Origin of the sequence: Polaromonas aquatica (assembly GCF_050626995.1) — a bacterium.
GTDB classification, from domain to species: domain Bacteria; phylum Pseudomonadota; class Gammaproteobacteria; order Burkholderiales; family Burkholderiaceae_C; genus Polaromonas; species Polaromonas aquatica_A.
On sequence record NZ_CP192467.1, the window covers coordinates 1,085,103 to 1,107,337 of the forward strand.

Consider the following 22,235-nt stretch of genomic DNA (forward strand, 5'->3'; position numbering starts at 1 on the left):
CTTATTCGCGTACAAGGCAAAATCGTAGCCTATGGCAAACCCCCAAAATCCTCCCCTGGACAGCCGACAACTCCAAATCGAGGACACCGACGCATCTCCGGCCTGCGTCATGACATTCAACGCCAACGACCCCAGCGGGGCCGGCGGGCTGACAGCGGACATTGCCTCGATCACTTCGGCCGGAGCCCATGCGCTGGCAGTTGTAACTGGCGCTTATGTGCGAGATACGGCTGAAATTTTTGACCACTTTCCCTTCGACGAGGAGGCCGTGACCGACCAGGCCCGTTCAGCGCTGGAAGACATGGCGGTATCCGCCATCAAGGTCGGATTTGTCGGAAGCCCCGAGAACATCAGCACCATTGCCGAGATCGCCACGGATTACGCCGACGTGCCGCTGATTGCCTATATGCCCAACCTGTCGTGGTGGGAAGAAAGTGAAATTGACAGCTACCTGGACGCCTTTCGCGAGTTGATGCTGCCGCAGACCACAGTGTTGGTCGGCAACCACAGCAGCCTGTGGCGCTGGCTCCTGCCGGACTGGTCAGGAGAGCGCAATCCCTCTGCCCGGGACATTGCCAAGGCCGCCGCCGATCTCGGTGTTCCCTACACATTGGTCACCGGAATCCCCCTGCCCGACCAATTCATCGACAACGTACTGGCCACGCCGCAAGCCGTGCTCTACAGTGAAAAATTCGAACGCTTCGAGGCGGTCTTCGCCGGTGCGGGAGATACGCTTTCCGCAGCCCTTTGTGCGTTGCTGGCCAATGGCCACGACCTGCAGGCGGCCACCTCCGAGGCACTGACTTACCTGGACCACAGCCTGGACGCCGGCTTTCACCCCGGCATGGGGAATATCGTGCCGGACCGCCTGTTCTGGGCGCAGGCGGATGTCGATGAATCCGAAGACGAAGCGGCCGATGCCGAGTCAGGCGATGACGCCGCCCTGGTTTTGAAGACTGAAATTGACCTGCCCCCCAATGGAACAACCAAACACTAAGCCCCCCGCCAAGCCTCTTCCCGCTGAGCTTTCCCGTAACGATGCGCTGTTTCAGCGTGCCAAAAAACTGATTCCTGGCGGCGTCAACTCCCCCGTCCGCGCCTTCAAGGCAGTGGGCGGCACACCCCGTTTTATCCAGCGTGCCCAAGGCGCCTACTTCTGGGATGCGGATGGTCAGCGTTACATCGACTACATCGGCTCCTGGGGCCCCATGATCCTGGGCCATGGCCATCCGGCGGTAGTCGAAGCCGTGCAACAAGCCGTGCTGGAAGGTTTTTCCTACGGCGCACCGACCGAACGCGAAGTGGAGCTCGCCGAAGAAATTGTGCGGCTGGTGCCTTCGCTCGAGATGGTTCGACTGGTGAGTTCCGGCACCGAAGCCGCCATGAGCGCCATCCGCCTGGCACGCGGTGCCACCGGCCGCAGCAAGATCATCAAGTTCGAAGGTTGCTACCACGGCCATGCCGATGCGTTGCTGGTCAAGGCAGGTTCAGGTCTGGCCACTTTCGGCAACCCGACGAGCGCCGGCGTGCCGCCCGAAGTGGTGCAACACACCCTGGTGCTCGAATACAACCACCTCGCCCAGCTCGAGGAAGCCTTCGCGCTGCACGGCAAGGACATCGCTTGCCTGATGATCGAACCGATCGCCGGCAACATGAATTTTGTGCGCGCCAGCGTACCCTTCATGAAGCGCTGCCGCGAACTGTGCACGCAGCATGGCGCGCTGCTGGTGTTCGACGAGGTCATGACCGGCTTTCGCGTGGCGCTGGGCGGCGCCCAAAGCGTCTATGCCCGCAGCATTCCCGGCTTCAAGCCCGACATGACCGTCATGGGCAAGGTGATAGGTGGCGGCATGCCGCTGGCAGCTTTTGGTGGCACCCGTGCCGTGATGGAACAGCTGGCGCCACTGGGCCCGGTTTACCAGGCGGGCACGCTCTCAGGCAACCCCGTAGCCACAGCCTGCGGCCTGGCAACCTTGCGTGAGATCGCCAAACCCGGGTTTTACGAGGCCCTCGGCACGCGAACCCGCAGCCTGGTCACAGGCCTGACGCAGGCGGCCAGCAAAGCCGGCGTACCGTTTTGCGGTGACAGCGAAGGCGGCATGTTCGGCTTTTTCCTGCTCAACCAGTTGCCACAGAACTACGCGACCGTGATGACGACCGACAGCCCGGCCTTCAACCGCTTCTTTCACGCCATGCTGGACAGTGGCGTGTACTACGCGCCAGCGCTGTATGAAGCGGGCTTCGTGAGTTCAGCGCATACGGACGCGGACATCGAGGCGACGGTTGCGGCAGCGGCCAGGTTCTTCGCCGCTGCCTGAAGCAGAGTCCTCACCATATGTTGCAGTGTTTTGGCTGCAGCCCAATCATGGCGGGCGTCAGTAGCTATTAAATCAATAGCAATCGCACAGTGATCCGGGGATCAAGGTGCGGAAGTGTTCTTGCTCCGCTCCTCCTGACCTGTCACCCGAAACGGAAAAGAGACGCGCTGCGCTATAAATTTGATAGCTTCTAGCGCCCATCTCTATTGGCATACCGATCAAAAATGCTTAAACCGTGACTTAATGCCGGAAATGCCGGACCCCGGTCAGCACCATCACCACTTCGCGCTCGTCGGCTGCCGCGATAACCTCGTCATCCCGCATGCTGCCGCCGGGCTGGATCACGCAGGTCGCGCCGGCATCCACCACCACATCGAGGCCGTCACGGAACGGGAAGAAGGCATCACTCGCCACCGCCGAGCCCTGCAGCGTCAGCCCGCCGTTGGCGGCCTTGATGGAGGCGATGCGCGCCGAGTCAATTCGGCTCATCTGGCCGGCACCGACGCCCAATGTCATGCCGTCCTTGCAAAAGACGATGGCGTTGGATTTGACGTACTTGGCGACCTTCCAGGCAAACAGCAAGTCGTGCAGCTGTTCCTGCGTGGGTTGCAGCTTGCTGACGACTTTCAGGTCGCCAATGGCCAGCTCGTGGTTGTCGGCTGTCTGCATCAGCAGGCCTGAACCCACGCGCTTGACGTCCATCAGGTTGCGGCCCTGTTTCCAGGCTGTGTCACCGCCGGGGGGCAAGTCGATCTGCAAAATCCGTACGTTGACCTTGGTCTTGAAGACTTCCAGCGCTTCAGGCGTGAAAGCAGGTGCCATCAGCACCTCAACAAACTGCTTCGAGATCTGTTGCGCGGCGCGTTCGTCCAGTGGGCAATTGAGGGCAATGATGCCGCCGAAAGCCGAAGTCGGATCCGTCTTGAAGGCCTTGCCGTAGGCTTCAAGGCCGTCCTTGCCCACCGCCACGCCGCAAGGGTTGGCATGCTTGACGATCACACAGGCGGCGCCGTCTTTCAGCAAGTCAAAACTCTTGACGCACTCCCAGGCAGCGTCGGCGTCGGCGATGTTGTTGTACGAGAGCTCTTTGCCCTGCAATTGTTTGGCCGTCACCAGCGAACCAGGCGCGGGATAAAGGTCGCGGTACAGCGCGGCTTGCTGGTGCGAATTTTCGCCGTAACGCAGGTCCTGCACTTTCACGAAGCGTCCGTTAGCCTGGCCGGGGAACATGCCGTGGCTGCCGTCGGCCTGGATGCCGGAGAGATAGTCACTGATCGCGCCGTCGTACTGGCTGATGCGGTTGAACGCGGCCACCGACAGGGCGAATTTGGTCTTGTCGCTGAGCTTGCCACCGGATTTCAGCTCATCCAGCACGCCCGCGTACTGCGACGCATCGGTCAGCACACCGACGTCTTTCCAGTTCTTCGCCGCCGACCGCACCATGGCCGGGCCGCCAATGTCGATATTCTCAATCGCGTCTTCCAGCGTGCAGCCTGGCTTGGCGACGGTCGACTCGAACGGGTAGAGATTGACCACCAACAAGTCGATGGTGTCGATGCCGTGGGTTTTCAATGCGGCCACGTGTTCGGGCACATCGCGCCGCGCCAGCAGGCCGCCGTGGATCTTTGGATGTAATGTCTTGACCCGGCCGTCGAGCATTTCAGGAAAGCCGGTGTGGTCGGCGACTTCGGTGACCGGCAGGCCGGCATCCGCCAGCAGCTTGGCCGTGCCGCCTGTAGACAGCAGCGTGATGCCCAGGGCATGCAGCGCCTGTGCAAATTCGAGGATGCCGGTTTTGTCCGATACGGAAATCAGTGCGTTCATTTTTGTCTTCTCAAAAGGAGGATGACCGGCAAGAGGTCCGGGCAACGGGGAGCGTATTTTTATTTGATGAGCTTGTGCTCAACCAGCTTCTTGCGCAGGGTGTTGCGGTTCAGGCCCAGCCATTCGGCAGCGCGCGACTGGTTTTGTTCGGCATGTTGCATGACCACTTCCAGCAGCGGTTTTTCCACCACCTTGACCATCATTTCGTACATGCCGTCGGGCTCGGTGCCGCGCAAGTCCTTGAAATAACCTTCCAGGCTGGTGCGTATGCACTCTTCGATGTGTTTTTTGCTCATGCAGCTGCTTCTTCCTGATTTTCCTGGTTTTTATCTTTGTCCACCCGTGCCTGCGCAGGCACGCCCTCGTCATACACCTCGGCGGCAGTCACCGGAATCCGGTCCATCTGCGTGCCCAGTTCCTCAAAAAAATCTCCCACCGCCTTCAGTTGCGCTTCACAGTCTTCCAGCAAATTCATTCGTGCGCGAAATGCTTCACCGCCCGGCAAGGTCTTCACATACCAGCCGATATGCTTGCGCGCTGTACGCACGCCGGTGTATTCGCCATACAAATCGTAATGGTCGCGCAGATGGTCCAGCAGCAGGCGTTCGACCTCTGCCACCAGCGGCGGCGCAAGATGCGTGCCGCTTGAAAGGAAATGCGAAATCTCGCGGAAAATCCAGGGCCGCCCCTGCGCCGCACGGCCGATCATCACGGCATCTGCGCCGGTGTAAGCCAGCACATCACGCGCTTTTTCGGGGCTGGTGATGTCGCCGTTGGCGACCACCGGAATGCGCAGCGCAGCTTTCACGGCGGCAATCGTGTCGTATTCGGCGTGGCCCTTGTAGCCTTGCTCGCGCGTGCGGCCATGCACTGTGACCATCTGCACGCCGGAGCTCTCGGCCGCACGCGCAATGGCCAAGGCGTTTTTTTCAGCCTGACACCAGCCGGTGCGCATTTTGAGCGTCACAGGCACATTGCGCGGCGCACAGGCGGCCACCACGGCATCCACAATCTGCAGGGCTAGGGGTTCGTCCTGCATCAGCGCCGAGCCCGCCCATTTATTGCACACCTTTTTGGCCGGGCAACCCATATTGATGTCGATGATCTGTGCGCCGCGGTCGATGTTATACATGGCTGCTTCAGCCATCATCTGCGCATCGGTACCGGCAATCTGCACGGCAATGGGTGCGGCCTCACCTTCGTGGTTGGCACGGCGCGAGGTCTTCAGCGTGTCCCACAGGTCGCGGCGCGACGTCACCATTTCGCTGACGGCATAACCCGCACCCAGCTTCTTGCTCAACTGGCGAAACGGCCTGTCTGTGACACCCGCCATGGGCGCGACAAACAGGTTGTTTGCCAAAGCGTAGGGGCCGATGTTCATGGAGGGTGAGCGCTGCGAGTTGCTGAAAAAGGAGGCACGATTGTACCTGCCCAAAATTTCAGCAATTGAAATTTGGAAACGGAGTTGTAAGTGTCTTCCTGACGCGGCGGCAAGCTCACCTTGCCTATACTCAAATAGATATATGGAAGCCTGGATTCAACGCCTGATAGAACTTTTGGCCCTGCCCGAATACGGTCTGAGCACGGTGTTTGTGGTTTCCTTCATCTCGGCCACGCTGCTGCCGCTGGGCTCGGAGCCAGTGGTCTTTGGCCTGGTCAAACTGAACCCCGCCATGTTCTGGCCAGCGGTGCTGGTCGCCACTGCGGGCAACACTCTAGGCGGCGCGCTGGACTGGTGGATAGGCTACGGCGCCCACAAGGTGGTAGACAAATATCAGCATTCGTCACACCACGGCCGAGCCGTCCGGTGGCTGGAAAAACTCGGCCCCAAAGCCTGCCTGCTGGCATGGTTGCCAGTGGTCGGAGACCCGCTCTGCGCAGTGGCGGGGTGGCTCAAGTTTCCGTTCTGGCCTTGCCTGGCCTATATGGCAATCGGCAAGTTTTTGCGCTACTTCATGATGACGGGCAGCCTGATCTGGGCGTTTCCCGGCGTCGTCACCGGCTAGCCGCCGCAGGGATCAGAAGCGTTCGTGCGGCAACAGGTAACGCCACTGCCCGGGCTGCAGCTGGCTCATCGATACACGGCCTATGCGCAGCCGCTTCATGGCTTCCACCACCAGCCCCACGCTTTCGCACATATAGGCAATCTGCCCCGGCATTTCTCCCTTGAGGGCAAAGCGCAACCGGGTTTCACTTTGCCAGCTCACCTTGGCCGGGGGCAACAGAACGCCCCTGAAAGTAAACCCGTGGTCCACACGGTTCAACCGGTCCAGCCCGCCAGGCTTGATGTTGCCGCTGACATCGACGATCACCTCATGTTCCATCACACGCGCGTCTTCGCGCAACTTGCGCACGACGCGCCAGTCCTGCGTCAGTACGACCAACCCACTGGCAGGCGTTGCCAGCGGCGTCACCAGTTCCGCTGTGGAGAAATGCTTCCTGAGCGGCCGGATACCGGAGCGGTCATCGGGCGATTGCGTGGCGGCCGACAACAACTGGGCCGCCTGTGCCGCACCGCCCTCGGGTTGCGCTTCCTGGCCGGCCGGCTTGTGCAGCAGCATGGTCACCGGGGTCATCGCCAGCAGGCTGGCATCCCTGTCCAGCACGACAGCCTGGCCCGATACCCGGAACTGGGGTTCTTCGATGGTCACGCCGTCAACAGTGACCCAGCCGCCTTCGATGTACTGTTCGGCCTCACGGCGAGAGCAGGACAGCATTTCAGCCAGACGCTTGGCAAGGCGAACGGGTTCTGTCATCGCGGCAGGCCTTATGACGGCACAGGCGTCAAACAGATGTCAGCCTTGCGCCGCCACCACGCCGATTTCAACATGGTATTTGGCTGCAGCCAGGCGCGGGCTCATGACCGTGGCGCGCGCCGGCGTGGCACCCGGCACGACCCAGGCTTCCCAGGCGCGGTTCATTTCGCCAAAGCTGTCCATGTCAGTCAGCCAGATGGTGGCGCTCAGGAGGCGCGACTTGTCGCTGCCGGAGGCGGCCAGCAGGCGGTCGATATTGGCCAGGATGCTGCGGGTCTGTTCGTACACACCGGGGCCGGCGTCGTCGCCAGCCACCTGGCCTGCGAGATAAACGGTTTGGTTGTGGATGACAGCCTGGGACATGCGTGGGCCGGTTTCAATGCGCTGGATGGACATGTGTTTTCTTTCGAAGGGATGTGTTAACGGGGAATATCTGCCTGCGGGCCGGTGAAGGGGACATCACGTGCGAAGTTCAAGCAGCCCAGCATTTCCCGCTATGCGGGCTGTTGTGTCGTATTGTGGCGCGGCCGGGGCCCTGATGCCCGGCCCTTCAGGCGCCAGACACTGCAGCTCAGCTGCTGAACAGGAAGTTCATCACATCGCCATCCTTGACGACGTATTCCTTTCCTTCGCTGCGCATCTTGCCCGCATCCTTGGCGCCCTGCTCACCTTTGTAGGTGATGAAGTCGGCAAACGCAATGGTCTGGGCGCGGATATAGCCCTTCTCGAAGTCCGTGTGAATCACGCCCGCGGCCTGCGGTCCGGTGTCACCTACGTGGATGGTCCAGGCACGCACTTCCTTCACGCCTGCGGTGAAGTAGGTCTGCAAACCCAGCAATTTGTACGCCGCCAGGATGAGGCGGTTGAGCCCCGGCTCGTCCTGGCCGATCTCCGCGAGAAACATTTTTTTGTCTTCTTCTTCCATGTCGGCCATTTCGGCCTCCATCTTGGCGCAGATCGCCACGACCGGTGCCTTTTGCTCTGCCGCATAAGCCTTGAGGCGGTCGAGGAAAGTGTTGTTCTCGAAGCCGTCTTCGGCCACGTTGGCCACAAACATGGCTGGCTTGGCGGTGATCAGGAAAAACTGGCTGAGCAGCGGTGCTTCTTCCTTGCTGAAATCCACGGTACGTACCGGCTTGCCTTCATTGAGCGCGGCCTGGCATTTCTCCAGGATGGCCACCAGCTTGATGGACTCCTTGTCGCCAGAGCGAGCGGTTTTAGTCACACGGTGCAGGGCTTTCTCAACCGCAGCCAGGTCCGCAAGGCAGAGTTCGGTCTGGATGACTTCGATGTCGGAAATCGGGTCCACCTTGCCGGCGACGTGGATCACGTTGTCGTCTTCAAAGCAACGCACCACATTGACCGTGGCGTCGGTTTCGCGGATGTGAGCCAGGAACTTGTTGCCCAGGCCCTCCCCCGTGCTGGCGCCTGCCACCAGGCCGGCAATGTCCACAAATTCGACGATCGCCGGAACAATGCGCTCGGGCTTGACGATTTCTGCCAATTGCGCCAACCTAGGGTCGGGTACTTCCACGATGCCAACATTGGGCTCAATGGTGCAAAAGGGGTAGTTTTCAGCCGCGATCCCCGCCTTGGTCAACGCATTGAAAAGGGTGGATTTACCGACGTTAGGCAAGCCTACAATGCCGCACTTCAAACTCATGACAAACCTTCAAAAACAGGCTGAGAAGTGTATTCGATGCGCGGGCGGCCGGGGATGGAGCGCTTTGTGGCAGGCGTTCGCCACCTTTTTACTGGCCGGGTCTTTGGGGATGCTTGCCGGTTCAGTGCGTGCCCAGCCCGTCGTGTCATTGAACGACACCAGCCCGACGCTGGACGTCAGCACAGCAAGCTCCGCCTGGGTTGACCCCGACGGCCAGGCCGGCATCGACCAGCTGGCGGGGGGCCGGCCGGGCGCCGCTTTTGTGCCGGCCGGGGATCGCGCGGTTTATTCGCTCGGGCCCAACGCAGCGCTGTGGCTGCATTACCGGCTTAGCAAGGCGTCCGACTCGCGCCAGGACTGGTTGCTGGAGTTCCCAATACCTCTGCTGGATTTGGTGACGGTTTACCAGCGCACCCCATCAGGCGGGTGGACCTCAAAAACTGCCGGGGACACCGTGGCCGTTTCCACCTGGCCCGAACCGGGCCGTTACGGGCGTTTTCGCCTGAATTTGCCTGACAGCGGCGTGCACGACGTTTATGTGCGCATACAGCACCAGACGGAAATCAGCATTCCTGTTCGCGTCAGCACCCAAAGCAGCCTGGCGCAGCGGCTTCAGCTGGAATACCTTGCCATCGGCGCGGTATTCGGCGCACTGGTGCTGCTGATCATTGCCTGCGCGGTGCAGAGCTGGATTTACCGCGACCGGGCTTATGGCTGGTATGCCGTGTATGCAACCATCATGGCGCTGGTGGTGGCCGCCTGGACGGGCTTGGCCGGTCATATCCTGTGGGGCAATTTCAGCACCTGGAACAACATGGCGCAGGGTTGCCTGGCCATTCTGGGCGGTGGCTCGGCGCTGCTGGTGGTGCATCACCTGTGCGGTCCGGGCCCGCGCTACAAGTGGTTTGAACGGTTTGCTTACCGGACCGGTGTGGCCGGCGTGCCGCTTGCACTGGTATATCTTTTTCTGGAACGTGGATCGGGCGTTCGTCTTATTGGTGTTTACCTGATTGCTGTGGTCCTGCTCGGGATAAGCCGGGCCTACATGACCTGGCGCCGCCAGGACATCGTGGGCTTCTGGGTAATGGCGGCCTTCACTCCGCTGGGGCTGGTGACACTCTTTACTGTCACCAGCATCTTCGGCCTGTATTCTGTTTCATGGCTGTCGCAGTACGGCCTGATGGTGGCACTGACCCTAGAGGTGCCCCTGCTGTTGATAGCGCTGAACACACGCTCGCACGAACGCCACGCGGTGGAAGCGCGCGAGCAGGCCATGTCCAGCCAGGACGCCCTGACCGGCCTCCTCGCCGCCCATCTTTTCCATGACCGTTTCAAGCAGGTGGTGGGCCGGGCCCAACGCCATCAGGAGCCTGCCGCCGTGGTGTACATCGAACTGGTCAACTACCGGTACATCAAGAAAACCTGGGGCACGGCCGTAGCCGAGCAAAGCCTGCTGCGCAGTGTCATCAAGTTGCGCCGCATCCTGCGTGATGTCAACACGGTGGGTCGTATTGACGAGGCGCGCTTCGGCCTGATCCTCGAAGGCGTTGCCTCACGCTCGCCGGTCACCGAGCTGGCGGCGCGCCTGATCGCGGCAGGCCTCATGCCGCTCAAAGGCCTCAAGCCGGAAGTAGTGCTGCAGTTTCATGTCGCGGGCGTACTCCTCAGCGAACGTCTTGGCAGCCATGAGCAGATATCCACGGCCCTGGGCGACCTGCTGCACAGCATGGCATCCCGCACGCGCAGGCCCATCCGCTTCCTCGAGCCGGAGTCCACACATCCAATGCCTCTGGACACCGAATCAGCCCTCGACAGCCTTTCAAGCGGCCCGCAGGCGCCGCAGGTGCTTCCCCCTCCCGCAGCAGCCCACGCGCCGCCACACCTGCGCGCTGTCAAAAGTCATTCAAACAGATAGTTCGCCCCCACCTGCTGACCCACCTTGAGTTGATGATCAACACCCGCCAGCACGATGACATTCATGCCGAACGTCAACGCGCCGTTCACCCGGGCGTCCTGGCGATAGGTTTGCAGCATGTCGCCCACCTCCGGGCTGCTGACGGCCGTGGCGGGGTCGATATTGGGAATCGGGCAGCGCGGGCAGGGTTTGACCGGTTTGAGCTGGACTACGCCCTGCTCCGTTGCGATGTGCAATATCTCAATGCGGTCCTCGTCATGCGGCGCCAGGCCATCAGCGCCGGTTGCGTCGCCCAACACAATGTTGGGCCGAAAGCGCTCCATACCCACAGCGGGCGCGCCTGCAGCCGCCAGCTTTTCGTTGAATTGCGCCAATGAAGCCTCGCTGAGCATGAGCAGCGGGTAGCCGTCGCTGAACTGGTTGAGAGCTTCCACATCGCCCGTCCACTGCGGACTGCTCACCCGCTTGTGCTCCGGATCAAACCGCACCAGGCGCGCCGTCTGCCCGAGAAAATCAGTGAACCACTGCGCCGCGATCGGGCCCATGTCGTAAGCGTGAACCTCATCCTTCCAGACCTGCACGCGCACCGGCTCTTCCACCTGGTCCAGTGCGATATGCAGCGCCAGCATGCCGGGTGCGCGAAGCACCATGTCGTGATGCCTCAACTGGGGCTTGATGAGCGCCATGCGCGGCAATTCGCGCTGCGTAAGGAAATGCCCCTTGTCGTCCACCACCATCCAGGCACGGTCAAATTCCAGCCCGGTTTCGGTCAGGAGGGCATCCTGCACCTGCACGCCGGCGCAGGATTTCACCGGATATACGTAGAGACGTGAAATCACGGCGCTGAGGTCGGACGGCGCATCAGCCGGCAATGTGTGGTTTAACGGATCGCTCACTTTTTCAGCCTTTATGTTCACGGGTGCCGGGGCAAAAGTGCGGAATGATTGTTGGCCCCAGCCTCAATTTTGCCCTGCCTCCTAAAATGGGGCATGTCCAAGACCTTTGATGTCTGTATTCGCGGCGACGGCGTGGTGGGCCGCACGCTGGCCCTGCTGCTGGCGCGCGAGCGCCTGCGTGTAGCCCTGGTTGTCCGGCCGGAAAAGCCCGCGGGGTCGAATCCGGTCGCAGATGTGCGTGCATACGCCCTTAACAACGCCTCACGCAAGGTGCTGGAAACCCTGCGCGCCTGGCCTGATGCGGCGTTTGCCACACCGGTGGTTGAGATGCAGGTTTGGGGGGACGGTGGCGGCAAGGTGGATTTCACGGCACGCAGTGCCGGTCAGGAAGCGCTGGCCTGGATCGTGGATGTTCCCGCACTGGAGCAGCAACTGATCCAGGCAGTGCGCTACCAGCCGCAGATCGAAACGGTGGAGGCTCCCGCCAAAGCTGCACTCACCGTCATCTGCGAAGGGCAAAAAAGCGCGAGCCGCGACGAATTCGCACAGACCCGGCCGGTCAACTGGACCGTCAAACCCTATCCGCAAAAGGCCATCGCAGCCAGGCTTGAAATGGATAAACCCCATGGGGGAATCGCCCGCCAATGGTTTACTGGCAGCGACATACTCGCGCTTTTGCCTTTATCCGGTGCGAACGGGAACTTGGCGGCGCTGGTGTGGTCTGTCCCGGTACAGCGCGCCGGCATGCTGGAGAAATTGCCGCCGGAGGAATTTTGCAGCGCCCTTGAAGCCGTCTGCGGCCTGGAAACCGGCCGGTTGGAGCTGACAAGCGAGCGGGCCAGCTGGCAGCTCTCCCTGTCAAGCGCCGGGCATTGGGTGGGTCCAGGCTGGGCTTTGGCGGGAGATGCAGCGCACACGGTGCATCCGCTGGCCGGCCAGGGTTTGAACCTGGGGCTGGCCGATGCGGTGTGCCTGGCCGAGGTGGTTTCCAAACGGGAATACTGGCGCGGACTGGGCGACGAAAAGCTGCTGCGGCGCTACGAAAGAGCCCGCAAGGCCGATGTAGCGGCAATGGGCGCGGTGACTGACGGCCTGCACGGGATTTTTGCGCAAACCGACGAACGCTGGCAGGCTTTGCGCAACTGGGGCATGAAAGGGTTTGAACGCAGCGGTTTGCTCAAGGGCTGGCTGGCGCGGCAGGCCGCAGGTTTGTAGCGAGAGCGAAACACACTGGAACTGAAATGAAAATCGTGAAATTGATCACCGCGCTCGGCCTGCTGGCATTCAGCCTTGTCCCTGCATTTGCGCAGGAAGCCGTCATACGCAAAAACCTCTCCGAAAAATTCCCCGCTTTTGCCAAGATCGATGAAGTCAGCAAGACACCGATCAATGGCCTTTATGAAGTGCGTGTCGGGTTTAACATTTTCTATACCGATGAGCAGGGCAATTACCTGCTGGAGGGCCAGCTTATGGATGTAAGAGCCCGTAAGAATCTGACCGAAGAACGCATCGGGAAACTCAGCGCGGTCGACTTCGACAAACTTCCTTTGAAGGACGCTTTCAAGATTGTCCGTGGTGATGGCAAACGCAAGCTGGCGGTGTTCGAGGATCCGAATTGCGGTTATTGCAAACAGTTCGAACGGGAGCTGACCAACATCGACAATGTCACCGTTTATCTCTTTCTGTTCCCGGTACTTGGGCCGGACTCCCTAGCCAAGTCACGCAACATCTGGTGCGCCAAAGACAAACCAAAGGCCTGGAACGACTGGATGCTTCGCAACACCGCGCCTGCGGCTGCCGAATGCGACATTTCGGCCATCAAGCGAAACCGCGAGTTTGGCCAGAAATACAATATCACCGGCACGCCTACCCTGATTTTTGCCGATGGGTCCCGCGCGCCAGGTGCAGTCAGCGCCCAAGAGGTCGAAAAAATGTTGCTCAGTGCCAAAACCCCCTGAGAGTGAGGCCAAACAGCCTAATTTCATAAAAGCAAGCCGCCAGCCCATATACAACCAGCGCGATCAGCTCCTTTTTTGATAGCACACTTCAGCTGAGTGATTCGATCTACAGGAGCGCTCAGGCAGCTTGCGGCAGACCTGGGGTATTCTGTCCACAAGATGCCAGGCACCCCAAAAACCTCTCCCTTCCCCCTTCATTACCGCGTCGAAATAGGCGACCTGCACGCCCATCTCTTTCGCGTAACCCTCACGATTGCGCAACCCGAAGCCTTGCAGCGGGTCTCGTTGCCCGTATGGATCCCCGGCAGCTATCTGGTGCGGGAGTTCGCCAAAAACCTGCAGCACCTGGATGCGCGCCAGACGGGCCGCACGCCGCTTCATGTCGAGCAACTCGACAAATGCACCTGGCAAGTGCAGTGTTCGCCAGTCCGGCCGCTGGTGCTGCGTTATGAGGTGTATGCCAACGACAACTCCGTACGCAGCGCCTGGCTGGATGCCCATCGCGGCTTTTTCAACGGAACCAGCCTGTGCCTGAAGGTGCATGGCCGCGAAAACGCAGTGCATGCGCTGGAAGTCCCGGCGCCCCAATCCCCCAAGGGCTGGTCGCTGGCCACCGGCCTGACGCCGCGCCACACCAGCAAACAGGGCTTCGGTACCTATGAGGCAGCCAACTACGATGAGCTGGTGGACTGCCCCGTGGAGATGGGCACATTCTGGAGTGGCACTTTCATGGCCCGCGGTGTGCCGCACCGGCTGGTGGTGGCGGGAGCCGCCGCCAGCTTTGATGGCGACAGGCTACTGACGGACACCCAGAAGATCTGCGAAACGGAAATCCGCTTCTGGCACGGCACCAAAAAACCGCCCTTCCGGAACTACCTCTTCATGCTCAATGCGGTGGACGACGGTTATGGCGGGCTGGAGCATCGCAACTCGACCGCGCTAATCTGCAACCGCAAGGACTTGCCGCGCGTGGGTGAATCCCGCACCGCTGAGGGCTACACCACGCTGCGCGGCCTCATCAGCCATGAATACTTCCACACCTGGAACGTCAAACAGCTGCGTCCCGCAGAATTTGAAAGCTACGACTACAGCAGCGAGAACTACACCAGCCTGCTGTGGTTTTTCGAAGGCTTTACCAGCTACTACGACGATCTGTTCCTGCGCCGCGCAGGCCTGCTGGACAACGCGGGTTATTTGAAGGTCCTCAACAAAACCATTAACCAGGTGATGCAGACGCCGGGACGGCTGGTGCAGTCGGTGGCCCAGGCCAGTTTCGACGCCTGGGTGAAGTACTACCGCCAGGATGAAAATACCCCGAACGCCACCGTGAGCTACTACACCAAGGGGGCGCTGGTGGCGCTGTGTTTTGACCTGACGCTTCGGACAGAAGGCGGGGCTACAAGAGGCGCGACGCTGGACAATGTGATGCGGGCGCTATGGCAGCGTTGCAAGGCCGGGCCCATGCGCGAGGCGGATTTTGCGGAGGAACTTGCAGCGGCGGGCCATCGCTCGTTTGCCGCCGAGCTGGCCCGCTGGGTCCATGGGCGGGAGGAGCTCCCGCTCAAAACCCTGCTGCAGCAACATGGTGTGGCAGTCACGGAAGAGCCGGCGCAACTTGCCCATCGGCTGGGTCTGCGCGTCAGTGAAGCCCAGGGCGTGGTGCAGATCAAGGCTGTGCTGCGCGGCGGCACCGCCGAGCGCGCTGGCTTTGCTGCGGGTGACGAATGGCTAGGCGTGGAATCAGTGGGCAAATCGGCCGGCCGGCCAGCCGACAGCGGCTGGCGCATGAGCCGGCTCGACGACGTGACGCACTACGCCGGCAGCGCAAAAAAGGTCATCGCCCTGGTCTCCCGCGACAAGCGCCTGATGCGGCTGGTGCTGGCCATGCCACCCGCACTCACGACCTGGCGCCTGGCGGTGCAGGATGCTGCGCTGATGGACCAGTGGCTGGGGCCCAAGGCCTGACTGGCTCAGTCCCCCGAACTCGGGGAATCAGCGACTGACCGGAACGGGAAGACCCCGTGGCATCATTGCGGACGCATTCTCAGCCAAAAGGACTTATTTCATGCCTGCCGCACCCTACGAAACCATTGAAACACGCAGCGAAGGCCCGGATGGCCGCAAGGTTGGCATCGTTACGCTCAACCGGCCCAAACAACTTAACGCCCTGAACGACTTGCTCATGGATGAACTGGGCCGGGCGCTCAAAGCGTTTGATTCCGATGAAACCATAGGCTGCATCATCCTGACCGGTAGTGAAAAAGCCTTTGCCGCCGGCGCCGACATTGGCGCCATGGCCACGTACAGCTTTGCCGATGTGTACAACAACGATTACATCACCCGCAACTGGGAGCAGATCCGCAGCATCCGCAAGCCGGTGATTGCCGCTGTCAGCGGTTTCGCACTGGGCGGCGGCTGCGAACTCGCCATGATGTGCGACTTCATCATCGCCGCTGATAATGCCAAATTTGGCCAGCCCGAAATCAAGCTGGGCATCATCCCCGGCGCCGGCGGCACGCAGCGCCTGCCTCGTGCCGTAGGCAAGGCGAAAGCCATGGATATGGCCTTGACCGGCCGCATGATGGATGCCCAGGAGGCCGAACGCTCAGGCCTGGTGAGCCGCGTGGTGCCGCTGGAAAAACTCATGGACGAGGCGCTGGGCGCTGCGCTGATGATCTGTACCTTTGGCCAGCCCAGCGTCATGGCCGCCAAGGAAGCCGTCAACCGCGCGTTTGAAAGCGGCCTGAGCGACGGCGTGATGTTCGAGCGCCGCCTCTTTCATTCGTTGTTTTCCACCGAAGACCAGAAAGAAGGCATGGACGCCTTCGTCAACAAGCGCAAACCCGTCTTCAAACACCGATAGAAAAAGAGCCCCCACGGCCGCTTACTTCGTGTAGTTTCCTGCCCCTCGAGGGGCTGCCCGCCCTCCGGCCCGGCAAAGCCGGTGCCGGGGCGCATGGCTTGAAGAATTCTTTGGGCACTACCAGTGGTGCTGGACTGGCTAGTTTTGGGTGCCCGGCGTTGCGGGATGGCTCAAGTTTTGGCTATAATCATCGGCTGTCGGTCGTATAGCTCAGTTGGTTAGAGCGCAGCATTCATAATGCTGATGTCGGTGGTTCAAGTCCACCTACGACCACCAAGAATGCTTTCGAAGCCCCAGAGGGTCCCCTCCCCTGGGGCTTTGTTCATTGTGTTTTGGGTCTTCCTGGCCCTTTATGGCATTTCGTGGCGCGTTTTGGCCATTCTTTGCTATCCTTTTCATATTCACAACAGCCTCTGGACACATACCATGAACCGCTGCTCCCGTTTAATTCCCCTCCTCGCGGCCCTGAGCGCCTCTGCCGGCCTGATAGGCCTGCCTGCGCTGGCGCAGACCGACCCGGCCGAGCCTGTCAAACCCAACGTCCGGCAATTCCCGCCAAAAGCCGTCCGCGGCGAAATGGTAGTGGTGGCACCGCCGGTCATCACCATGGATGGCAGGCAGGACAAACTGTCAGTGGGTGCACGCATACGTGACATCAACAACAATTTTGTGTTGTCCGGCCCATTCCTGAACCAAAAGCTGGTGGTGAACTATGTGCGCAGCAACACCGGCGAGGTGCATGAGGTCTGGATCCTCAACGCAGAAGAGGCCAGGGAAAAGCGGCCCGGCGGCAATACTGGCACGATTTTCAACTTCGGCAGCGGTGCCCCAGCCAAGGCAGTGGACAACGGCAAGACACCGTACGACCAGTTACCTGCCTACAAGCAGTAACGTCCACTTCTTCAAGCATCAAATTGGCCTCATGCCCCTTAAATAAGGGCGCAAGCAGCTATTAATTTAATAGCAATCGCGGCAGGCCAACGGAAAACGCCAATCGGTCAGGGTCAGCATCATGAGCAAAAAAGTCTTCATCAAAACCTTCGGTTGCCAGATGAACGAGTACGACTCGGACAAGATGTCCGACGTGCTCCATGCCGCCGAGGGCTACGAGCCGACGCAGGACATGGAACAGGCCGACCTGATCCTTTTCAACACCTGCTCGGTGCGCGAAAAGGCGCAGGAAAAAGTCTTCAGCGACCTGGGCCGTGTCAAGCACCTCAAGGAAAAAGGCGTACTGATCGGTGTAGGCGGCTGCGTGGCCAGCCAGGAAGGCGCGGCCATCATCCAGCGCGCGCCGTATGTCGACGTCGTTTTCGGCCCGCAGACCCTGCACCGCCTGCCGCAGATGCTGGCCAGCCGGGCGCGCCTGGGCAAGCCGCAGGTCGACATCAGCTTCCCGGAAATCGAAAAATTCGATCACTTGCCGCCGGCGCGGGTGGAGGGCGCGAGTGCGTTCGTGAGCATCATGGAAGGCTGCTCCAAATACTGCAGCTACTGCGTCGTGCCCTACACCCGCGGCGAAGAAGTCTCGCGGCCCTTTGAGGACGTGCTGGTCGAAGTCGCCGGACTGGCCGACCAGGGCGTCAAGGAAGTCACACTGCTTGGGCAAAACGTCAACGCCTACCGCGGCCCCATGGGCGGCACCGCCGAGATCGCCGACTTCGCGACGCTGCTCGAATACGTCTCCGACATCCCCGGCATTGAACGCATCCGCTATGTGACCAGCCACCCCAATGAGTTCACGCAGCGCCTGATCGATGCCTATGCCAAACTGCCCAAGCTGGTAAACCACCTGCACCTGCCGGTGCAACACGGCTCCGACCGCATCCTGATGGCCATGAAACGCGGCTATACCGCCATGGAATACAAGAGCACCATCCGCAAGCTGCGCGCCATTCGCCCGGATCTTGCGATGAGCAGCGATTTCATCGTCGGTTTTCCCGGTGAGACCGAAGACGACTTCGGCAAGATGATGAAGCTGATCGACGAGATCGGCTACGACACCTCGTTCAGTTTTATCTACAGCCCGCGTCCCGGCACGCCGGCCGCCGCGCTGCACGACGACACGCCGCACGAGGTCAAGCTGCGGCGGCTGCAGCACCTGCAGGCCACCATCGACGACAGCGTGCGCGCCATCAGCGCCAGCCGCCAAGGCACGGTGCAGCGCATCCTGGTCGAGGGCACCTCGCGCAAGGACCCAACCGAGCTCATGGGCCGCACGGAATGCAACCGCGTGGTCAACTTCAAGGGCCAGCCGCGCCTCATCGGCCAGATGCTGGACATCACCATCACCCAGGCCACGCAGCGCTCGCTGCGCGGTGAAGTCCTCATACAGGACGTCGCGCTGGCGGCCTGAAACCACTGCTGACACGCCCCACGCACATGCTGCAACGGTTTTCGTTCCGGCAACTCCTGGTCATCGCGTTCCTGTTGATTGCCGCCCTGCTGGGCGCCGCTTCACTGCGGGCGCTGTTTACCCTGGAAGACCTTTCGCTGCAAAGCCGGAGCAACGCTGCCCGCGCGCTCGAGCTCAGCAGCGCCGCGCAGTCCCTGGCCGAGCGCAGCGTATCGATGGAACGCACATCCCGCCAATCGGTCGTCCTCGACGACCGGGTACTGCGTGAGCGCTTCGGTGATGAAGCCCGTGAAGCCGCGGACATCCTGACCAGTCTGGCGCGCGAAGACATACCAGTCGCCCAGGCCCGGCAATGGCGCACGCACATGCAAAACATCCAGGATTTGCTGACCGGGCCGGCGGGCACGGCGCTGGACCGCGAACGCCAGCTGGCACTGGAATTCCGCGAACTGGAAAGTGTCAACGCCGCCATTGCGGTGCAAGTGCAACAGGCAATCCAGCAGCGCAACAGGTTGCTCGAAGGCAAGCTGGAGGCCAGCCGCCAGCGGCTGACCCAGCAGGTGACCTGGGCCATCGTGCTGGCCATCGCCATGGCGCTGGCATTCGGGGTGTGGTTTACGCTGCCGCTCAGGCGCCTGGAAAGCGCCATCGTGGGCCTGGGCGAGAACCGCCTCGACCAGGTGATCACCATCCAGGGGCCTGCCGACCTCGCCCTGGTGGGACAGCGTTTGAACTGGTTGCGCCTGCGGCTGGTCGAGCTGGATGCCGACAAATCGCGCTTCCTTCGCCATATTTCGCACGAACTCAAAACACCGCTGGCGTCGCTGCGCGAAGGGGTGTCGCTGCTGGAAGACGGCGTGGCCGGCACGCTGAGCAATGACCAACGCGAAATAGCGCAAATCCTCAGGCACAACACCGGCGTACTGCAAAGCCAGATCGAGGACCTGCTGCGCTTTAATACCGCCGCGTTCGAGGCGCGTCACCTGAACCGCCAAAGTATCGACCTGCTGCAACTCCTGGAAGAGCAGGTGTATGCCCAGCGCCTGCAGTGGCGCGCGCGGGAACTGACGGTCACTGTCGTTGGCGAACCGCTGGTGATGGAAATTGACCCCGAAAAAATCGGCACTGCGGTGGCCAACCTTCTTTCCAACGCCATTCGCTATTCCCCGCACAAAGGCATGATCCGGCTGGAGCTCAGCCAGCTCAAGGGGTTTGCCCGTATCGATATCCATGACCAGGGCGTGGGCGTGGCAGAGGCCGATCGCGACCGCGTGTTCGAGCCTTTTTACCGCGGCGAGCGCCAGCCGAACGACGTGGTCCGTGGCAGCGGAATTGGCCTTTCCATCGTGCACGAGTACATTGCTGCGCACGGCGGAAGTATTGCCTTGATGCCGGATCAACCTGGTGCACACTTCAGAATAGAGCTTCCCCATGCTTCCAAGCACTGACATTTCCCACCATTCACTTGCGGCCCGCCCGGCTGGGCGCGGCTTGCGACCGGCTTTGGCCTTGATGGCGGCGCTCGCGCTGGCAGCCTGCAGCAGCGATGGTCCCGCCAACGAGCGGGCCGACGCCGACACAGCCGCGGTCCTTGCCGCCCGAGCCGCAGCCTCCGCCGCCGAAGCCGCACGGGCCAGTGCCAGCCAGCCCCCGCCACTACCGGAGGCGGTTGTTTTCGCCAGCGGCATGACTTTGCGCATGCTGGCTTACGCCGAACGTGTGCGCGTCATGCCGCCGACCGAACTTACCCAGGAGGCCGGCCGGCTCGGCGACGCAGCCAGCCCCGAAACCCAGCTGCAGCTCTCCCTGGTGCTCGCGCAGTTGCGGCAGCTGCCCGACCTGATACGCGCCCAGGAGCTGCTCGCCCGTGTGCTGGGCAATGCCGATGCCCAGCCCCTGCACCCCCTGGCCCGCCTGCTGGCGTCACGTTATGCCGAGCAGCGCCGCCTTGAAGAGCAGCTTGACAAACAGGGCCAGCAACTGCGCGACGCGCAGCGCAAGCTGGACCAGACCAACGAGCGCCTCGAAGCGCTCAAGGCCATTGAACGCAGCCTGACCAGCCGGCAGCCGGCGGCAACGGCCTCAGCCCCCATACCCCCCGCCAGCCGGGCCCGCCCCACTGCGCCATGAGCGACCCAGCCCTGACCGCGCCCCACCTGCTTGTCGTGGATGATGACGCCGACATGCTGCGCCTGCTCACCATGCGGCTCACCGCGGCGGGTTATCGCGTCACCGCAGTCACCTCGGCCGAGGCGGCACTAACCCAGCTGCATATCGAGCGGCCGCAGCTGGTGCTCAGCGACGTGCGCCTGCCCGGCCGGGACGGCCTGGCGCTGTTTGATGACATCCGCCAGCAACACCCCTCGCTGCCGGTAATTCTGCTGACCGCGCATGGCACCATTCCCGACGCCGTGGAGGCTACGGAGCGCGGTGTGTTCACCTACCTCACCAAGCCCTTTGACGGCAAGGGTTTGCTCGACAAGATCGCCCAGGCCCTGGCGCTCAGTGCACCTACCAACCCAGCCAAACGGGGCAGCCCCGATGCCTGGCAGAACCAGATCATCAGCCGCTCCAGCCGCATGGCGGAAGCCCTGGCTGAAGCACGCATGGTGGCGCAGTCGGACGCCAGTGTGCTGCTACGCGGTGAAAGCGGCACCGGCAAAGAGCTGCTGGCCCAGGCCATCCATCAGGCAGGCGCACGGGCCAGCAAGCCTTTCATTGCGGTCAATTGCGGCGCAATCCCGGAAGCCCTGCTGGAATCCGAGCTGTTCGGCCACGTCAAGGGCGCCTTCACCGACGCAGTAGCCAATCACAAGGGCCTCTTCCAGGCGGCGGACGGCGGCACCCTGCTGCTCGATGAAATCGGTGACATGCCGCCTGCGCTGCAGGTCAAGCTGCTGCGCGTGCTGCAGGAGCGCGTGGTCCGGCCGCTGGGCTCCAGCCAGTCTATCCCGGTGGACGTGCGCATCATCTCGGCCACACACCGCGACCTGGACGCCGCCATGGCGGAGGGCCAATTCCGCGCCGATCTGTATTACCGGCTCAACGTGGTCACGCTGACCCTGCCCCCGCTGTCTGAACGCCGCGAGGACATCCCTCTGCTGGCCAACCATTTCCTGCTGAAGCTCGCCACCAAATACAACAAACGCCTGAGCGGCTTCGCGCCCGAAGCCCTAAAGGCCCTGACCACCGCAGCGTGGCCGGGCAACGTCCGCCAGCTCTACAACGTGGTGGAACAGGTCTGTGCGCTGTCGACCACACCGCTGGTGCCGCTGGCACTGGTGCAGCGGGCCCTGCGCTCACCGAGCGTGCAGGTGCTCACTTTTGCCGAGGCCAAGCAGCACTTTGAGCGCGACTACCTGGTCGGGTTGCTCAAATTGACCGACGGCAACGTGGCCGACGCGGCCCGGCTGGCCGACCGCAACCGGACCGAGTTTTACCGCCTCATGCAAAAGCACGGGCTGACGCCAGGACATTTCAAAGCTGAGAGCTCTGGCTCCTCCTGAGTCTGTCGCTGCGCCACAGCGCGGCGTCGCTGGCTGGCGACAGCCTTAAACTGTTGATTTATAACGATAAAATCCGCTCCCCATGTATGGCTGTCGCTCGTTGGCGACAAAAACGGCGATTCTGGGTACTTTTTAGCTGGATTACATTTGGTTAAATCAAGTATCACGTTTAACTCATTG

Annotated in this window: 20 protein-coding genes and 1 tRNA gene; 14 read left to right on the top strand and 7 right to left on the bottom strand. The window is 61.5% G+C overall.

Annotated elements, in window-relative coordinates; all coding sequences use genetic code 11:
* The first annotated feature begins 31 nt into the window (after positions 1 to 31).
* On the top strand, positions 32 to 997 hold the full coding sequence (gene thiD / locus ACQ4MS_RS05265; RefSeq protein WP_431098209.1) for a bifunctional hydroxymethylpyrimidine kinase/phosphomethylpyrimidine kinase: 966 nt from the start codon (positions 32 to 34) through the stop codon (positions 995 to 997).
* Complete coding sequence (hemL, locus tag ACQ4MS_RS05270; RefSeq protein ID WP_431098210.1) at positions 978 to 2,318, top strand: glutamate-1-semialdehyde 2,1-aminomutase; 1,341 nt, start codon at positions 978 to 980, stop codon at positions 2,316 to 2,318. The genes thiD and hemL overlap by 20 nt, the downstream gene beginning before the upstream one ends.
* Positions 2,319 to 2,558: 240 nt before the next feature.
* Here the strand turns inward: hemL and purH are convergent, their stop codons facing one another.
* From purH to dusB, 3 genes are read right to left on the bottom strand one after another with little or no spacing between them, the layout of a single operon-like run.
* Positions 2,559 to 4,142: a bifunctional phosphoribosylaminoimidazolecarboxamide formyltransferase/IMP cyclohydrolase gene (gene purH, locus ACQ4MS_RS05275; protein WP_431098212.1), complete on the bottom strand. Its 1,584-nt coding sequence runs from the start codon at positions 4,140 to 4,142 to the stop codon at positions 2,559 to 2,561.
* Between the two features lie 59 nt (positions 4,143 to 4,201).
* Positions 4,202 to 4,438 (bottom strand): Fis family transcriptional regulator, encoded by a 237-nt coding sequence (locus tag ACQ4MS_RS05280; RefSeq protein ID WP_431098213.1) that lies wholly within the window; start codon positions 4,436 to 4,438, stop codon positions 4,202 to 4,204.
* On the bottom strand, positions 4,435 to 5,523 hold the full coding sequence (gene dusB / locus ACQ4MS_RS05285; protein ID WP_431098214.1) for a tRNA dihydrouridine synthase DusB: 1,089 nt from the start codon (positions 5,521 to 5,523) through the stop codon (positions 4,435 to 4,437). The genes ACQ4MS_RS05280 and dusB overlap by 4 nt, the downstream gene beginning before the upstream one ends.
* Positions 5,524 to 5,665: 142 nt before the next feature.
* Between dusB and ACQ4MS_RS05290 the strand changes: the two genes are divergently transcribed.
* Positions 5,666 to 6,148 (top strand): YqaA family protein, encoded by a 483-nt coding sequence (locus ACQ4MS_RS05290; RefSeq protein WP_431098215.1) that lies wholly within the window; start codon positions 5,666 to 5,668, stop codon positions 6,146 to 6,148.
* A gap of 12 nt (positions 6,149 to 6,160) precedes the next feature.
* On the opposite strand, the gene ACQ4MS_RS05295 is transcribed toward ACQ4MS_RS05290, so the two are convergent.
* The 3 genes from ACQ4MS_RS05295 to ychF form a co-directional block, all read right to left on the bottom strand.
* The gene (locus ACQ4MS_RS05295; RefSeq protein WP_431098216.1) at positions 6,161 to 6,898 is read right to left on the bottom strand and encodes an rRNA pseudouridine synthase; all 738 of its coding nucleotides are present in this window, start codon (positions 6,896 to 6,898) and stop codon (positions 6,161 to 6,163) included.
* A gap of 39 nt (positions 6,899 to 6,937) precedes the next feature.
* A complete protein-coding gene (locus tag ACQ4MS_RS05300) occupies positions 6,938 to 7,294 on the bottom strand; it encodes a RidA family protein (protein WP_431098217.1) in 357 nt (118 codons plus the stop codon).
* Positions 7,295 to 7,469: 175 nt separating this feature from the next.
* Complete coding sequence (ychF, locus tag ACQ4MS_RS05305; RefSeq protein WP_431098218.1) at positions 7,470 to 8,561, bottom strand: redox-regulated ATPase YchF; 1,092 nt, start codon at positions 8,559 to 8,561, stop codon at positions 7,470 to 7,472.
* A 109-nt stretch (positions 8,562 to 8,670) separates the two neighbouring features.
* Here ychF and ACQ4MS_RS05310 point away from each other — a divergent pair, with 109 nt between their 5' ends.
* Positions 8,671 to 10,476 (top strand): sensor domain-containing diguanylate cyclase, encoded by a 1,806-nt coding sequence (locus tag ACQ4MS_RS05310; protein ID WP_431098219.1) that lies wholly within the window; start codon positions 8,671 to 8,673, stop codon positions 10,474 to 10,476.
* On the opposite strand, the gene ACQ4MS_RS05315 is transcribed toward ACQ4MS_RS05310, so the two are convergent.
* Complete coding sequence (locus ACQ4MS_RS05315) at positions 10,461 to 11,372, bottom strand: MOSC domain-containing protein (RefSeq protein WP_431098220.1); 912 nt, start codon at positions 11,370 to 11,372, stop codon at positions 10,461 to 10,463. The genes ACQ4MS_RS05310 and ACQ4MS_RS05315 overlap by 16 nt on opposite strands.
* Before the next feature lie 93 nt (positions 11,373 to 11,465).
* Between ACQ4MS_RS05315 and ACQ4MS_RS05320 the strand changes: the two genes are divergently transcribed.
* From ACQ4MS_RS05320 to ACQ4MS_RS05365, 10 genes are all read left to right on the top strand, one after another.
* On the top strand, positions 11,466 to 12,587 hold the full coding sequence (locus ACQ4MS_RS05320) for an FAD-dependent monooxygenase (protein ID WP_431098221.1): 1,122 nt from the start codon (positions 11,466 to 11,468) through the stop codon (positions 12,585 to 12,587).
* A gap of 26 nt (positions 12,588 to 12,613) precedes the next feature.
* Positions 12,614 to 13,330 (top strand): DsbC family protein, encoded by a 717-nt coding sequence (locus ACQ4MS_RS05325; protein WP_431098222.1) that lies wholly within the window; start codon positions 12,614 to 12,616, stop codon positions 13,328 to 13,330.
* Positions 13,331 to 13,489: 159 nt separating this feature from the next.
* Positions 13,490 to 15,295, top strand: a complete 1,806-nt coding sequence (locus tag ACQ4MS_RS05330) for a M61 family metallopeptidase (RefSeq protein WP_431098223.1) — start codon at positions 13,490 to 13,492, stop codon at positions 15,293 to 15,295.
* A 100-nt stretch (positions 15,296 to 15,395) separates the two neighbouring features.
* A complete protein-coding gene (locus tag ACQ4MS_RS05335; protein WP_431098225.1) occupies positions 15,396 to 16,193 on the top strand; it encodes an enoyl-CoA hydratase in 798 nt (265 codons plus the stop codon).
* 199 nt (positions 16,194 to 16,392) lie between these two features.
* A tRNA-Met gene (locus ACQ4MS_RS05340) sits at positions 16,393 to 16,469 on the top strand.
* A gap of 150 nt (positions 16,470 to 16,619) precedes the next feature.
* Complete coding sequence (locus ACQ4MS_RS05345; RefSeq protein ID WP_431098226.1) at positions 16,620 to 17,084, top strand: hypothetical protein; 465 nt, start codon at positions 16,620 to 16,622, stop codon at positions 17,082 to 17,084.
* Positions 17,085 to 17,205: 121 nt separating this feature from the next.
* Entirely contained in the window at positions 17,206 to 18,549 is a 1,344-nt protein-coding gene (gene miaB / locus ACQ4MS_RS05350) for a tRNA (N6-isopentenyl adenosine(37)-C2)-methylthiotransferase MiaB (RefSeq protein WP_431098227.1), read from the top strand.
* Positions 18,550 to 18,575: 26 nt separating this feature from the next.
* Positions 18,576 to 19,997 (top strand): sensor histidine kinase, encoded by a 1,422-nt coding sequence (locus tag ACQ4MS_RS05355; RefSeq protein ID WP_431098228.1) that lies wholly within the window; start codon positions 18,576 to 18,578, stop codon positions 19,995 to 19,997.
* Positions 19,981 to 20,679, top strand: a complete 699-nt coding sequence (locus ACQ4MS_RS05360) for a hypothetical protein (protein WP_431098229.1) — start codon at positions 19,981 to 19,983, stop codon at positions 20,677 to 20,679. Before ACQ4MS_RS05355 ends, ACQ4MS_RS05360 begins: the two co-directional genes overlap by 17 nt.
* Positions 20,676 to 22,055 carry a sigma 54-interacting transcriptional regulator gene (locus tag ACQ4MS_RS05365; protein ID WP_431098231.1) on the top strand — a complete coding sequence of 460 codons (1,380 nt, stop codon included), beginning with the start codon at positions 20,676 to 20,678 and terminating at the stop codon, positions 22,053 to 22,055. The genes ACQ4MS_RS05360 and ACQ4MS_RS05365 overlap by 4 nt, the downstream gene beginning before the upstream one ends.
* Positions 22,056 to 22,235: the final 180 nt, after the last annotated feature.